This window comes from Achromobacter sp. JUb104 (genome assembly GCF_024806975.1).
Lineage (GTDB): Bacteria > Pseudomonadota > Gammaproteobacteria > Burkholderiales > Burkholderiaceae_B > Achromobacter > Achromobacter spanius.
The window spans coordinates 730,081-744,277 of sequence record NZ_JANUEY010000001.1 but is presented as its reverse complement, the minus strand read 5'-3'; the positions used below and the strand labels follow the sequence as shown (position 1 = coordinate 744,277).

14 protein-coding genes are annotated in these 14,197 nt (G+C 65.2%); 6 read left to right on the top strand and 8 right to left on the bottom strand.

Translation table 11 applies throughout. The annotated features are described in order from the left end of the window. Nucleotides 1-5: 5 nt before the first annotated feature. The 3 genes from M2361_RS03415 to M2361_RS03405 form a co-directional block, all read right to left on the bottom strand. Nucleotides 6-1,118: an Ldh family oxidoreductase gene (locus tag M2361_RS03415; protein WP_259246234.1), complete on the bottom strand. Its 1,113-nt coding sequence runs from the start codon at nt 1,116-1,118 to the stop codon at nt 6-8. 53 nt (nt 1,119-1,171) lie between these two features. Beyond that, nucleotides 1,172-1,945 (bottom strand): FadR/GntR family transcriptional regulator, encoded by a 774-nt coding sequence (locus tag M2361_RS03410; RefSeq protein WP_404976248.1) that lies wholly within the window; start codon nt 1,943-1,945, stop codon nt 1,172-1,174. Between the two features lie 104 nt (nt 1,946-2,049). Continuing rightward, a complete protein-coding gene (locus M2361_RS03405; RefSeq protein ID WP_100856378.1) occupies nt 2,050-2,979 on the bottom strand; it encodes a dihydrodipicolinate synthase family protein in 930 nt (309 codons plus the stop codon). Nucleotides 2,980-3,166: 187 nt separating this feature from the next. On the opposite strand from M2361_RS03405, the gene M2361_RS03400 reads away from it, so the two are divergent. The 3 genes from M2361_RS03400 to M2361_RS03390 all read left to right on the top strand — a co-directional run bounded on the left by M2361_RS03400 (nt 3,167) and on the right by M2361_RS03390 (nt 6,299). Further along, complete coding sequence (locus M2361_RS03400) at nt 3,167-4,168, top strand: tripartite tricarboxylate transporter substrate binding protein (RefSeq protein WP_259246233.1); 1,002 nt, start codon at nt 3,167-3,169, stop codon at nt 4,166-4,168. A 73-nt stretch (nt 4,169-4,241) separates the two neighbouring features. After that, nucleotides 4,242-5,213, top strand: a complete 972-nt coding sequence (locus M2361_RS03395) for a tripartite tricarboxylate transporter substrate binding protein (RefSeq protein WP_259246232.1) — start codon at nt 4,242-4,244, stop codon at nt 5,211-5,213. Between the two features lie 129 nt (nt 5,214-5,342). Further along, nucleotides 5,343-6,299 carry a 2-hydroxyacid dehydrogenase gene (locus tag M2361_RS03390; RefSeq protein ID WP_259249228.1) on the top strand — a complete coding sequence of 319 codons (957 nt, stop codon included), beginning with the start codon at nt 5,343-5,345 and terminating at the stop codon, nt 6,297-6,299. A gap of 148 nt (nt 6,300-6,447) precedes the next feature. Here the strand turns inward: M2361_RS03390 and M2361_RS03385 are convergent, their stop codons facing one another. From M2361_RS03385 to radA, 3 genes are all read right to left on the bottom strand, one after another. Further along, nucleotides 6,448-6,684 (bottom strand): hypothetical protein, encoded by a 237-nt coding sequence (locus M2361_RS03385; protein ID WP_259246230.1) that lies wholly within the window; start codon nt 6,682-6,684, stop codon nt 6,448-6,450. Nucleotides 6,685-6,947: 263 nt separating this feature from the next. After that, entirely contained in the window at nt 6,948-7,799 is an 852-nt protein-coding gene (locus tag M2361_RS03380) for a sulfite exporter TauE/SafE family protein (RefSeq protein ID WP_259246229.1), read from the bottom strand. 50 nt (nt 7,800-7,849) lie between these two features. Further along, nucleotides 7,850-9,211, bottom strand: a complete 1,362-nt coding sequence (gene radA / locus M2361_RS03375) for a DNA repair protein RadA (RefSeq protein WP_259246228.1) — start codon at nt 9,209-9,211, stop codon at nt 7,850-7,852. A 179-nt stretch (nt 9,212-9,390) separates the two neighbouring features. On the opposite strand from radA, the gene M2361_RS03370 reads away from it, so the two are divergent. Further along, complete coding sequence (locus tag M2361_RS03370) at nt 9,391-9,984, top strand: hypothetical protein (protein WP_259246227.1); 594 nt, start codon at nt 9,391-9,393, stop codon at nt 9,982-9,984. 121 nt (nt 9,985-10,105) lie between these two features. After that, a complete protein-coding gene (hpaR, locus tag M2361_RS03365) occupies nt 10,106-10,582 on the top strand; it encodes a homoprotocatechuate degradation operon regulator HpaR (protein ID WP_259246226.1) in 477 nt (158 codons plus the stop codon). A 7-nt stretch (nt 10,583-10,589) separates the two neighbouring features. On the opposite strand, the gene hpaD is transcribed toward hpaR, so the two are convergent. Both hpaD and hpaE read right to left on the bottom strand, forming a co-directional pair. Then, nucleotides 10,590-11,441 carry a 3,4-dihydroxyphenylacetate 2,3-dioxygenase gene (gene hpaD, locus M2361_RS03360; protein ID WP_259246225.1) on the bottom strand — a complete coding sequence of 284 codons (852 nt, stop codon included), beginning with the start codon at nt 11,439-11,441 and terminating at the stop codon, nt 10,590-10,592. Nucleotides 11,442-11,463: 22 nt separating this feature from the next. After that, nucleotides 11,464-12,930 (bottom strand): 5-carboxymethyl-2-hydroxymuconate semialdehyde dehydrogenase, encoded by a 1,467-nt coding sequence (gene hpaE, locus M2361_RS03355; protein WP_259246224.1) that lies wholly within the window; start codon nt 12,928-12,930, stop codon nt 11,464-11,466. 197 nt (nt 12,931-13,127) lie between these two features. Here hpaE and M2361_RS03350 point away from each other — a divergent pair, with 197 nt between their 5' ends. Next, nucleotides 13,128-14,180, top strand: a complete 1,053-nt coding sequence (locus M2361_RS03350) for a fumarylacetoacetate hydrolase family protein (RefSeq protein ID WP_259246223.1) — start codon at nt 13,128-13,130, stop codon at nt 14,178-14,180. Nucleotides 14,181-14,197 lie beyond the last annotated feature (17 nt).

Genomic DNA, 14,197 nt, shown 5'->3' with positions numbered 1-14,197 from the left:
TGCGATCAGATATCGTCCAGCAGATAGGGCGTGCCCGCGCGTTCGCAGATGCCGCGCAGGCGCTCGGCCAATGCCGCCGAAATGGGGATGCCGGCGCGCAACCGGCGCGCGCGCTCGGCCGCTTCGGGTTCGCCCGCCACCAGCACGGGCTCATCGGGGTTGGCCGGCGGCGTGTCGTGCAGCGAATCAATCATGTCGTCCATATCGGATTCGAATGAGCCTGCCGCGCGGAACGCATCGGGGTTCAAGGCCAGGAAGAAATGGCCCACGTCATCCGGCTCGCCTGGTTTACGCGTCGGTGCGCGGCGCGCGGCAAACGCGCTGCCGCTCAGCGTGCCGCCAAGTATCTGCGCCATCATCGCCAGGCCGTAGCCCTTGTGGCTGCTCATGGCGGGCGTGCCGCCCAAAGGCGTCAACCCGCCTTCGGGATGTTTGAAGATGAATTGCATCGCGGCATCGGCATCCGTCACGGCGCCGCCCTGCCCGTCCACCGCCCAGCCCGGCGGCAGCGGTTTACCCAGGAAGTCATACACCTTGACCTTGTTCGCGGCGACAGTGGTGGTGGCCATGTCCAGCACGAAAGGCTCGTTGTGCGCAGCCGGTGCGCCGAACGCAATGGGGTTGGTGCCCAGCATGGGCATGGCGCCGCGCGTGGGCACCATGATGATGCCGTTGGCGCTGCTGGTGACCAGCCCGACCACGCCGCGCTCCACCGCAATGCGCGCATAGACGCCGGCCGCGCCGAAGTGATGCGAGTTGCATACCGACACCGCGCCCACGCCGTGTTCCAAGGCTTTGTCCACGGCCAGGTGCATGGCCTGCGCGGCCACCGGATAACCCAGGCCACCCATGCCGTCGATCAGCGCGCTGGCGCCGCCGTCGCGCACCACCTTTGCGCGCGCGTCCAGCCGCAAGGAGCCCGCGCGCCATTTTTCCTCGTAGGAAGGCAGCATCGAAATGCCATGTGAATCGATGCCCAGCAGATCCGTCTGCGCCATCAGGCCGGCGGTGGTGTGCGCCAGGTCCTCATCCATGCCCCATGCTTGCAGCACCTGCAAGATTTGTTCACGCACCTGCTCTACCGGCACGTCCCTGGCTGTTGCTCCGTTGCCTTGCACTGGTTTGTCTCCGTTTGATGTTGTGTGGCGGGCGCACCCCGGCGCGCGATCGATCAGTCGCGGTCGCGGTCCACCAGCCGATGGCGCGCCTGGCCCAGATGAAACTGCATGGCCACGCGCGCGCGCTCGCTGTCCTGTTCGCGGATGGCGTCCAGGATGGTGGCGTGCTCGTCCACCACACGCTGCGCGCGCTGGCGCGAACCGGTGCGCGTCAGGCTCAACGTGAGCCGCATGAAACCGTTGATGGATTCGTGGATGCTTTCCAGCACGCCCAGATAGAAGTCGTTGCCGCTGGCCTCGGCGATGCTGGCATGAAAAGCCAGGTCGGCTTCGGGCGACACCTGGCCGTGCGTCAGGCTGTCGGCAAACGCGGCATGCGCGTCGGCGATTTTCTTGAGTTGTTCGTCGGTGCGGCGCAGTGCCGCCAGCCGCGCGGCATCGCCCTCCAGGGCGACGCGCACCTCTTGCGCGCGCAAATACGCGCTGACGTTCTGCACATCGTTGAACGTCTTCAGGCGCGGCGCGGGCTGATGGCTCACAAACGTGCCCAGCCCCTGATGCGCGGTGATGAGCCCATCGGCGCGCAAGCGCAGCAGCGCTTCACGCACCACCGGCCGCGACACCCCGAAGCGCTCCGAGATCTCGTTCTCGGACGGCAGCTTGTCGCCCACGTTCAGGCCACCCGACACGATCTGTTCAAAGATCTGCCCGTAGACCTGGTCCGCCAGCCGCACCCGGTGTCCGCGTTCCAGCACATGGGAACCGGATGCGTCGGCCTGTTCGGGCGCTTGCGGTTCGGATGATGTTGTTGTTTTGGATCGGGCCACGAAACCTCCTGAATGCGTAAGGCCTGCCCGCCTTTACGCGGACAGCGCCCATCGTACCGCCAACACGCGGAACGATGAGCGAAGCGCGGCCATGCCGTTCACGCTCAAGCCGCCACGGCTTCCTTGTCCCAGGCGGCCAAGGCACGCGCCACCGGGGCCACGCGCTCGCGCTCGGCGCTGGAAATGCCGGTCAGCAGCGGCAGCATGGGGCCCATGTCGGCCACGCCGGACAAGGTCACGGCGTCGTGCAGCACGCGGATGGGGCTGATGCCGTCGCGGCAGTCTTCCAGGCCCATGTAGTGTTGGCGCACGGCCTCGGCTTCGTCGTAGCGGCCTTCGCGCAGCAGATGCAGCAAGCGCATCGATCCGCGCGGCGCCACGCAGACGGAGCCCGACGTAAAGCTCTTCAAGCCGAAGTCGCGGTAGTGCACGATGGCCGGGCGTTCGCCGATGCCGCTAACGACCCAGCGCGAATCCACCGATTCCAGCAGCGACGACAGATACGCATCCTTTGCCGGCTCGTCGCGAACGACGGCGTACTTGAACGCCACGATGCGGCCTTCTTCAATAAGCCGGGCGGCGGTTTCGGGCGCCAGGTAGTCGGCGGACTTGATGTACATGACGGCCGGCTTGCCCAGCGCGTCGGTGAAGCGGCGCACGCCATCGGCCAGGCCCGCATCCGTATAGGGGAACGACATCGGCAGCAGCATCGCGGTGGGAAACGCACGCGATCGCAGGATGGCCGCCTGGTCCATCATCTTGCCGTAGTCGGGCCCCACCGAGGGCAGGATCCACGTGTCCGAACCGGCCAGGCCAGCCAGCATGTCCACGATGCGCGCGTATTCGCTGACGCCCACGTTGTAGAAATTGGCGTTGCCGCCGTACATGACGTTGCGCACGCCGCCCGCTTCCAGATGGCCCAACAGCGCCTTGTTGGCGGCCTCGTTCAGGGAAAGATCGTCATGGCGGGCCAGGGGCGGCACGGCAATGACCGAACGCTGCAAGTCCTGCGCGGTGACCGGGGAAGTTTTCATGGACGGGGCTCCTGGCTGATCCAGTTGTCAGATAAGTAAGGTGAAAAAAGTATACTTGGTTGACAAGCATAATCTCAATACCTATATTTGTTTGACAAGTGAAACGGCATCACAAAGCGGGGTGCGTTGCGGCACCTTGCGGTTGAAAAGAAAGCGCGGCCACGCGCACACCCAAGGAGACAAGACCATGCACGCCCCCATCGCGCGACGCCGGCTGATCGCGGCCGCCACCTTGACGGCCATCGCCTTGGCGCTACCCGCCGCGCAAGCCCACGCCGACTACCCCGAACGCGACGTGAAGATCATCGTGCCCTTCCCCGCCGGCGGCACCGCCGACATTGCCGCGCGCGTCGTGGCCGCGGAACTGGGCAAGACCTGGAACAAGTCAGTGGTGGTGGACAACAAGGCGGGCGCGGGCGGCAACGTCGGCACGGCGGAAGCCGCGCGCGCCACCGCCGACGGCTACACCTTGCTGATGGGCACCGTCAGCACGCATGCCATCAACCAGTCCGTCTACAGCAAGCTGCCCTACGATCCGGTGAAGGATTTCATGCCGGTCACGCTGGTCATCCCCGTGCCGAACATTCTTGAGCTGAACCCCAAGTTCGCGGACAAGCACGGCATTCGTACCGTGGCTGATCTGATCAAGTACCTGAAGGCAAATCCGGATACCGTCAACATGGCTTCCACCGGCAACGGCACGTCCACGCATCTGTCGGGCGAACTGTTCCAGACCATGACGGGCACGCGCATGACGCATGTGCCGTACAAGGGCAGCAGCCCCGCGCTGACCGACGTGATGGGTGGCTCGGCCGACCTGATCTTCGACAACCTGCCCTCGTCCATGGGCTATATCAAGGGCGGCAAGCTGCGCCCGCTGGCGGTGACCACCACCGCGCGCTCGCCCGCCCTGCCCGACGTGCCGACCATGGCCGAAGCAGGGGTGAAAGGCTACGAGGCCTCGAGCTGGTTCGGCTTGCTGGCGCCGGCGGGCACGCCGCCTGCCATTGTCGAAAAGATTCAGCGCGACGTCGCCGCCGCCTTGCAACAGGAGCCGGTGCGCGCGCAGTTGCAGGCGCAAGGCGCCACGCCGTCGGGCAACACGCCCACGCAGTTCAAGCAATTCATGGCGCAAGAGACCGTCAAGTGGGCCGAGGTGGTGAAAACCTCGGGCGCGAAAGTCGACTGAACCTACGCAAATTCGGCCCGTGCGCAACGCGTGAGCGCCGGGCTTTTCATCACCACGCGAACCAGGAGACAACATGAATAAACTGTTCTGCGCGGCCGCCGCGGCGGGCGCTGTGCTACTTGCCGGGCCCACGGCCCAGGCCGCGGACTACCCGGAGAAGCCGGTCACCATGATTGTGCCGTTCGTGCCGGGCGGTTCGTCCGACATCACGGCGCGCTCGGTCACGCCGGTGCTGTCCCAGACGCTGGGCCAGACCTTTGTGGTTGAGAACAAACCCGGCGCCAACAGCGCCATCGGCGCGCAGGCGCTGGCCCGCAGCACGCCCGATGGCTACACGATGATGGTCGGCTCCATCGGCACCTTCGCCATCAACGAAGCCCTCTACAAGAATCTGTCCTACAACCCCAGCAAGGACTTCGCTTACCTGACGCAGGCGGTGCGCAACCCTAATGTGCTGGTGGCGGCTACCAAGTTCCCCGCCAGCACCGTTGCCGAACTGGTGGCCTATGCGAAGAAAAATCCGGGCAGCGTGTCTTACGCCTCGTCCGGCACGGGATCGTCGGACCACCTGTCCGCCGTGCTGTTTCGCCAGCGCACGGACAGCACCGGCGTGGACGTGCCCTACAAGGGCGGCGGCGCGGCCATTGCCGACCTGATCGGCGGACAGGTCAACGTGTCGTTCCAGAACCTGGGCGCGGTGCAAAACCACATCAAGGCCGGCAAGCTCAAGGCTTTGGCCATCACGGGGGATACGCGCGCGGCCGACCTGCCCGACGTGCCGACGCTGGCTGAAGCCGGCATCAAGGACATGGTGGTGTATTCGTGGCAGGGCTTCGCGGTGCCCAAGGGCACGCCGCCAGCCGTCGTGGACAAGCTGTCCAAGGCCTTGCAGAACGCGCTGCGCGACCCGAAGACCAAGCAGACGCTGCAAGGCTTGGGCTTTGAAGTCGTGGCCAACACGCCGGAACAGTTCGCGGCGTTCCAGCAGGCCGAAGTGAAGCGGTGGAAGGACGTCATCCAGAAGGCCAACATCCAACTGGAGTAGGCGACGCCGGGCCGCCGGACCGCCGGACCGCCACATCGTCATGGGGGGGTGTCTTCGGGCATCCCCTCAGCGGCTTTCAAGCTTGAATCAAGTAGCATGACCGTTTTCGCCATCCACTCGTACGACAACATGACCACCAAGCATCGCATCATCCAGGTCGGCTCGCTGGCCGGCTCTCCCTCCGCCAACAAGAACCTTGCCGACCGCTACGACGTCGTGGAATTGTGGAAGTTTCCCGACCGCAAGGCCGCGCTGGCCGAACACGGCAAGGGCATCACCGCCGTCGTCACGTCGGCCAATTTCGGCGCCGACGCCGAACTGATCAACGCGCTGCCCGACCTCAAGGCCATTTGCAGTTGGGGCGTGGGTTACGAAACGATAGACGTGGACGCCGCCAAGAAGCGTGGCGTGCAGGTCAGCAACACGCCCGACGTGCTGACGGATTGCGTGGCTGATCTGGCTTGGGGCCTGCTGATCGCGGGCGCGCGCCGCATGGGCCAGGGTGAACGCTTCGTGCGCGCCGGCCAATGGGGCCAGGTGCATGGCAGCATTCCGCTGGGCCAGCGTGTCAGCGGCAAGAAGCTGGGCATTGTGGGCCTGGGTCGCATCGGCGAAGCCATCGCCAAGCGCGGCGCGGGTTTCGACATGGACGTGCGCTATCACAACCGCAGAAAGCGCGACGACATCGCTTATGGCTACGAGGCATCGCTGGTAGACCTGGCCGCCTGGGCCGACTTCCTGGTCGTCGCGACGGTGGGCGGACCCAGCACGCGCCATCTGGTGAACCAGCCCGTGCTGGAAGCGCTGGGCCCCAAGGGCATCATCGTCAACATCGCGCGCGGCCCCGTCATTGACGAAGCCGCGCTGGTGGCGGCGCTGGAAGCCGGCAAGCTGGGCTGCGCCGCGCTAGACGTGTTCGAACACGAACCCAAGGTGCCGCAAGCGCTGATCGACAGCGACAACGCCGTGCTGCTGCCGCACATCGGCAGCGCCACGCTGGAGACACGCCTGGACATGGAAAACCTGATGCTGGACAACCTGAAGTCCTACTTCGACACCGGGCGCGTGATCACGCCGGTGGAGTAAGCGTCAGGAGCTTTGCGCGCCTGGACCACATATCGCGCGCAAATGAAAAAGCCTCTCGGCGCCCATACCGAGAGGCTTTCGACTTTCCGGCCCCAAGAGGCCGGTAGTCTTCCTGCAAAGGAACTAGCGGGGTTTTACCGTCCCTGCCTTACTTCGCCGGCGTGGTGCCGGATTGGCCCATACTTGAAGCCGCGCCTGATTTCGCGCCCGCGTGTTTGGCGGAGGCTTTGTCAGACTTGTGATGCTTGTGCTGCGCGTGGGTCTTGGAATCACCCGCCTTGGCTTGCGCATCAGCGCCCGCCGCGAACGCAGAAGGCGCCGCAGCAAGACCGAGGCACAAGGCCGAAGTGGATAAGAACGCAGCGATACGGGAGTGTGTCGTCATTGCATGAACTCCTGGATAAACAAGGCCGAAGCCCGTTCGGCAGTGGGCGGCAACATCGCCGCTTATGCCGTACTCCGTTTGAAGAGCGAGCATGCGGAAGGTTCAATGCGGAACCAGAAAATTTCGGCTGCTAACGCCTGGAAATAACGCTGTCGATACGCTGTCAGGGCACTATCGGCGGGCTGTCGACGCATTGACGATGCGTTGTCGCTGCGTTGGCGCTGCATTGGCGCTGCGTTGTCGACGTCCGATCAACGCCCTTCCTACGATTCGAACACCAACAACGCGACGGTCGCAAACAGCAGCAGCGCGAAGCAGACTCTCAGTTTGCGTTCGGGCAGCTTATACGCCAAGCGCACGCCGACCGGCACGAACAGCAAACTGCCGATCGCCATCGGCAGGCCCACCATCCAGTTGGCCTGCCCGGCCCAGGCGTAGGTGATCAGCGCAATGGTCGAACCGGGAATCACCATGCACAGCGCCAAGGCCTGCGCCGTGGTCTGCGACATGCGGAACACCGTCGTGATGATGGGCACGGCCAGCACCGCACCGCCCACGCCGAAGAAGCCACCCAAGGTGCCGCACAACATGCCCAGCACGCTGGCGCGCCGTGGCGTGAGGATCGGGACCGGGCGCGACGGCGCGTGCTTAGTCGAAGGAGGTTCCGACCGCTGTTCCGACCGAGGTTCCGACCGCTGTTCCGACGTCTGCTCGGGCCGCTGGCGGCGGGCGGCAACGCGGACGGCACGCCAGGTCTGCCAGACGTAGAACAACGCAACAAAGAACAGGAACACGGCGAAGCTCTGGCGCAGCACGCTGGAATCAATGCCCAGCGCCAAGCGCGCGCCCACCCAGGTGAACACCACCGCACCCGCGGCGCCTGCCGCGGCCACGCGCCTGTCGATGCGCGCTTGCTGGTTGTACTTGCGCACCGCCACGGTAATGGCGGGCAGCACCATGATCAGCGCGGTGCCCTGCGCCAACTGCTGCGACATGCCCATCAACAGCACCAACGCGGGAATGGCGATGAGCCCGCCGCCGATGCCCAGCGCACCGCCCATGAAACCGATCAGGCTACCCGCGGCCAGGCAGACGGCAATAATCAACAGACTCACTTCTTGCTTGCTCCAGCAGCTCTTGTCTTCATGACCAGGAAATCAGCGCGTCAGCGCAGTTTGTCCAACGCGGCGTCCAGGCGGTCCACCGCCCAGATCTCCAGTCCGTCAATGGGTTGACGCGGAGCATTGGCCTTGGGGATGAGCGCAATCGAAAAACCCAGCTTGGCCGCTTCACGCAGGCGTTCCTGCCCGCGCGGCGCAGGGCGGATTTCGCCGGCCAGACCGACTTCGCCAAAGGCGATCAGGCCGCGCGGCAGCGGCTTGTCGCGCAGCGATGACATGATGGCCAGCAGCACCGGCAAGTCCGCCGCGGGCTCGGTGATGCGCACGCCGCCCACCGCATTGACGAACACGTCCTGGTCAAACGTGGTGACCCCGGCGTGCCGGTGCAGCACGGCCAGCAGCATGGCCAAGCGGTTGCCTTCCAGCCCCACCGTCAGCCGACGCGGGTTGGGCGCGTGCGAACTGTCGACCAGCGCCTGAATCTCGACCAGCAGCGGGCGCGTGCCTTCCTGCGTGGCCATCACGCAAGAGCCCGCCACCTGTTGTTCGTGCTGCGACAGGAACAGCGCTGACGGGTTGGCCACGCCGCGCAGGCCACGGTCGGTCATGGCGAAGACGCCCAGCTCGTTGACTGCGCCAAAGCGGTTCTTGAACGCACGTACCAGCCGGAACGAGGAATGCGTATCGCCTTCGAAATACAGCACCGTGTCGACGATGTGTTCCAGCACGCGAGGGCCGGCCAACGCGCCGTCTTTCGTGACGTGGCCGATCATGACGATGGCGATGCCGGTCTGCTTGGCCAGGCGCGTGAGTTGCGCCGCGCATTCGCGCACCTGCGACACCGACCCCGGGGCGGCGCTCAATTCGCCGCTGTACACGGTCTGGATGGAGTCGATCACGGCCACGGTGGGCTTTTGTTCAGACACCGCCGCCTGGATGGCTTCCAGCCGGATCTCGGCCAGCAAATTGACGTTGCCGGTTTGCAGGTCCAGCCGGCGCGCGCGCAACGCCACCTGCTCGGCCGATTCCTCGCCGGTGACATACAGCACGTTGGTGCTTGCCGACAACGAAGCCAGCGCCTGCAGCAGCAGCGTGGACTTGCCGATACCCGGGTCACCGCCAATCAGCACGACCGCGCCGGCCACCAGGCCGCCGCCCAGCACGCGGTCGAATTCATCCAGCCCGGTGGGCTGGCGCGGCGTTTCGCGGGCTTCGATTTCAGACAGGCTGCGAACCGGGCTGGCCGAGGCCAGTGGCGCGTAGCGGTGCGCGGCGGCGGCGGGGGTGGATGACTCCACCGTCTCTTCCAGCGTGTTCCAGGCATTGCAGTGGGGGCATTTGCCCTGCCACTTGGGGGTGGTGCCGCCACAGTCGGCGCACACATATACGGTTCGGGATTTGGCCATGCGCGAAAGTGTACCGGCAACCTACTTTGCCTGGGGCCGAGGCCGACGTTTCAGGATGCGGAACGGCGAAATTTACCTGCCGGAAATGCCGCGAATCGCGCATAATCGACGGATACAGCGCCCGGCAAAGATCAACGCATAGGCTAATTGCCACCGGACGCCACCGTGAGGAGTAGCGCATGAGCATTACCTATCGCCCCCCTTTCGACGAAGACGATGCCCGGGATCTGCGCGCCCTGTACCGCAAGCTCGGGCCCGGCAGCAGCCCTGAACTGGACGCCGCGGTGCGCCGCAGTTGGCACCCTGGACATAGTTGGCACCCCGCTTGGGCCGCCGCCGCGTGCGCCATGCTGGTTGCCGGCCTGTTCGCGTGGACCAATATGCGCGAAGCCGTCCCCCAAAACGAAACCGACACGCAGGCTGTAACCCAGGCTGCCGGCGGTCACGCTGGGTCTTCTTCGGCGATGACCCTGGCCTCGGCCCCGCCCATGGCCCCAGCAATCACCGAAGCCATGACCCCGGCCATGGCCCAGCCCGACCAGGCCGTGGAATCCGTCCCCGCCGTGGCCACCCAGGCAAGCGAGCCCGCTGCCGTGGAAGTGGCGGCGTTCAGCGAACAGGACATCGAGGCCCGCGTGGCCCACATCCGGCAACTGATGCAGGACGACCAGCAAGACGCCGCCGTGCTCGCGCTGCGCGAACTGCAACAGGGTGCCCCGGACCTGGCATTGCCGGATGATCTACAGGAACTGGCTCAGCAAAATCCCGCCTGACGGTGCTTACCCAACCCCGCGCGGTGGCCGCTTGCATGGCAGCGCCCACCGCGTTGTTGTGCGCATGACGCACTGAAATTTGTGGTCAAAAAATGGGCGGCTTCTTGCTAACATAGCCGCCATGAGTCCGAGCTTCCACCACCGCAATCTTCCCCACCTGCTGCTATACGCGCGCGAAACCCTGATGGCGCATTTCCGTCCCGTGCTGCACGCGGCCGGGGTCACCGAACAACAATGGCGGGTATTGCGCACCCTGAGCGAAACGGGCGCGATGGAACCCAATCAGATCGCGCGCAGTTGCCAGATCCTCAGCCCCAGCCTGACCCGCATGCTGGCCGGCATGGAAGAACAAGGCCTGATCAAGCGCGTGCGCTCCAGCGCCGACCAGCGCCGCCAGGAAATATCCCTGACCCCGAAAAGTCACAAGCTGATCGATCGCATGCGCCCGCATGTGGACGCGAAATACCAGGAAATCGAGGCGAAGATCGGCAAGGAATTGCTGGACCGCCTGTACCACGACGTCGACACCATGGTCGCACTGATCAAGCGGGATGCGCCGTCGTCGGCGGACGCCGCTGATTCCGGCGATTCCGCCTGAAGCGGGTTCAGTCAGGCACCGGGAAGATCGCGTTGATCTGGCCCGTGCCGGAACTGGTGAAGTAGTCGGTCACCACCTCTACCGGCTTGTCGTAGCCGTCCCACCCCAGCAAGCCCAGCAACATGGCCGTGTCGTGCATGCCGCCCTCGCCCACGCAAAGTTCGGCGTATTCGGGAAGCATGGCGCAGAAGGTTTTCCAGTCGCCCTGGCGCCAGAGTTCAACCACGCGCAAATCCACCTGGCGGAAAAACTCGCGGCTGATCTGGTGCATGGCGGCTTCGGGGCTGTTGTTGTCGTTGAAGCGATGCGACAAGGACCCGCTGGCCAGCACCGCCACGCGGCTGTCGCCGGCGTCGATGGCCTGGCGCAAGGCCGCGCCAAAGCGCCGGCTGTCTTCCAGCGCGTGCCAGGCGCACCACGCGGCCACCGACACCACCTTGAAGCGGCCGTCGCCGTTCATGTAGCGCATGGGCACCAGTGTGCCGTATTCAAGTTCCAGGCTATCGATTTCGTGGCTGCGCGTGCCCACGCCCGCCGCATTGGCGCATTCGGCGATGCGGCGGCCCAGCTCGGGATTGCCGCCATAGGCGTAGTCCATGTCCTTGATGAAATGCGGCAGTTCGTTGCTGGTGTAGCGCCCCTTGAAGGCGTGGTTGGCGTTCACGTGATAGCCGCCGTTCACCAGCCAATGCACGTCCAGCACCACGATCGTGTCCACGTCCAGGTCCCGGCAACGCTGGCCGATCACGCGGTGGCCCTCGATGGCGGCCTCGCGGCAGCCATGGTGCCTGCCGGGTAGCTCCGACAGATACATCGACGGCACATGCGTCACCTTGGCCGCCAGTGCAAGCTTACCCATGATGGTTGTCTCCTTTACGCATTCACACACCCCACTTGGGGATGTGGTGGCTGCCCATCGACACGCACACGTTCTTTATTTCGGCGAATACCTCGTAGCTGTATTCCCCGCCCTCGCGCCCCGTGCCGGATTCCTTGGTGCCGCCGAACGGCTGGCGCAGGTCGCGCACGTTCTGGCTGTTGATGAACACCATGCCTGCCTCGATGCCGCGCGCCAGGCGGTGCGCCCGGCCGATATCGCTGGTCCAGATGTAGGAGGCCAGCCCGTACTTGACGTCGTTGGCCAGCGCCAGGCCTTCGGCTTCGTCCTTGAACGGGATCAGGCAGGCCACTGGCCCGAAGATTTCTTCCTGCGCGCAACGCATCCGGTTATCCACGTCGGCCAGCACGGTCGGCCGCACGAAATTGCCACCCGCCAGGTGGGCCGGCAAGCCCGCCGGCTTGCCCGCGCCGCCCGCAAGGATACGCGCCCCTTCCTGTTCGGCAAGCTGGATGTAGCCGGTGACCTTTTCCCAATGCTGGCGCGTGATCATCGCGCCCACGTGGGTGGCCTCGTCGGTAGGGTCGCCCACCATCAGGCGCTGCGCGCGCTCGGCGAATTTGCGCACGAAATCATCGTAGATGCTTTGCTGGACAAAAATGCGCGAACCCGCCGTGCAGCGTTCGCCGTTCAGCGAAAAAATCGTGAACAAGGCGGCGTCCAGCGCGCGCTCGACATCGGCGTCGTCAAAAATCAGCACGGGCGATTTGCCGCCCAGTTCCATCGAATATTTCTTGATGCCGCCCGCGCTGGCCAGGATCTTCTTGCCCGTCACCGTGCCGCCCGTGAACGAGATGGCGCGCACGCCCGGGTGACGCACCAACGCGTCGCCCGCCTGGGCGCCGTAGCCCTGCACCACGTTCAGAACGCCCGCGGGGATGCCGGCTTCAAGGGCCAGGCGGCCCAACTGGTCGGCCGTCAGCGGTGACAGTTCCGACATTTTCAACACGGCGGTGTTGCCCAAGGCCAGGCACGGCGCCGTTTTCCAGGTGGCCGTCATGAACGGCACGTTCCAGGGCGACACCAAGGCGCATACGCCCACCGGCTGGTACAGCGTGTAGTTCAGCATCTGATCGTCCACGGGATAGGTGTGGCCGTTCATGCGGGTGCAGACTTCGGCAAAGAAATTGAAGTTCTCGGACGCGCGCGGAATCAGTTGCTTGCGGGTTTGCGAAATGGGCAGGCCGGTGTCCCGCGTTTCAAGTTCGGCCAATTGGGGGACGTTGGCGTCGATCAGTTCGCCCAGCCGGCGCATGAGGCGGGCGCGCTCCTTGGCGGGCGTGTTGGCCCATTTGGGAAAAGCCTCGGCGGCGGCGGACACGGCGGCGTCGATCTCTGTTTGGCCGCCCGCGGCGACCTCGTCGATGGCTTCACCCGTGGCGGGGTTATAGGTGACGAATCGGTCGTCGCTATCGACCTCTTTGCCGTTGATCCAATGCTTGATGCTCACGTGCGGCTCCTCGTTTTGATCGTGGTCCACGGCGTTGTCGGTCGCCGCCACTTTTAATTAACACGTTAACTTTATGCCGGCAAGATGGCGCTGTCAACGACGCTGTGTTTGCCCGACGCGGCCCTATGCATTCGTTGCCGCCGATTGTCTTTCCCGCTATTCTAATTAACATGCTAACAATTTTGGCGGATGACTCCATGCCCCATATCTGGATTGAGTATTCGGGCAATCTGGCCCTGGATACGCACGCACTGATGCGCACGGTGCAGGACGCCGCCGTCGGCGACGGCAGCCTGTTCCCCCTGGCCGGCGCACGCACCCGTGCCCTGCGCGTGGACGATTGCCTGATCGTCGACGGCCACCCCGACAACGCCTTTGTCCACGTCGTGCTGCGCATTGGCCATGGTCGCAGCGATGCGCAAAAAGCCGCCTTGGGTGAACGCGTTTTCAAGGCGCTGAGCGCCGCGCTGGCGCCGCACATGGCCATGCGGCCGCTGGGCATTTCGATGCAGATCGAAGAAGCGGACGCGGTGCTGAACTACAAGCAGAACAACTACCGCGACTACCTGGCCGCGCGCGCCGCGCAGGCCAACGCCGCCCTGGCCGGACCGCCCCGCACCGTGGTCGGCGCCGCGCTCAATACGCGCCAGTCGCTGGACGCACTGGGCGACAGCGTCAACGCGCCGCCCTACAAAGCGGCGCCCCACGCGCCCGTGCTCTACATCAAACCGGCCAACACCTATGCGCGCGACGGCGACACCATCGCCCTGCCCGCCGACGTGGATGAAATCGAGGTCGGCGCGTGCCTGGGCGTGGTGTTCTCGCGGCGCGCCACGCGCGTGAGCGAAGCGAACGCGCTGGACCATGTGGCGGGCTATCGCGTTGTGGCGGACTTGTCGGTGCCGCACGCCAGTTACTTCCGCCCCGCGCTCAAACAGAAATGCCGCGACGGCTTTTGCCCGATGGGCGACACGCTGACGCCGGTCTCGGCCGTGGCGGACCCCGATGCGCTGGACATCGAAGTGAGCGTGGACGGCGTGGTGGTGCAACGCGCCACCACGGCTGATCTGGTGCGCCCCGTGGCGCGGCTGATTGCCGACGTGACGCAGTTCATGAGCTTCGAGGCCGGCGACATGCTGCTGGTGGGCGCACCCCACGACGCACCGCGCGTGCGCGCCGGGCAACGCTACGACATCCGCATCGTGCAGGTGGGTACGCTGGGCAACATGCTGGCCGCCGCCGCAACCTGAGGAATCTGCCATGAAAC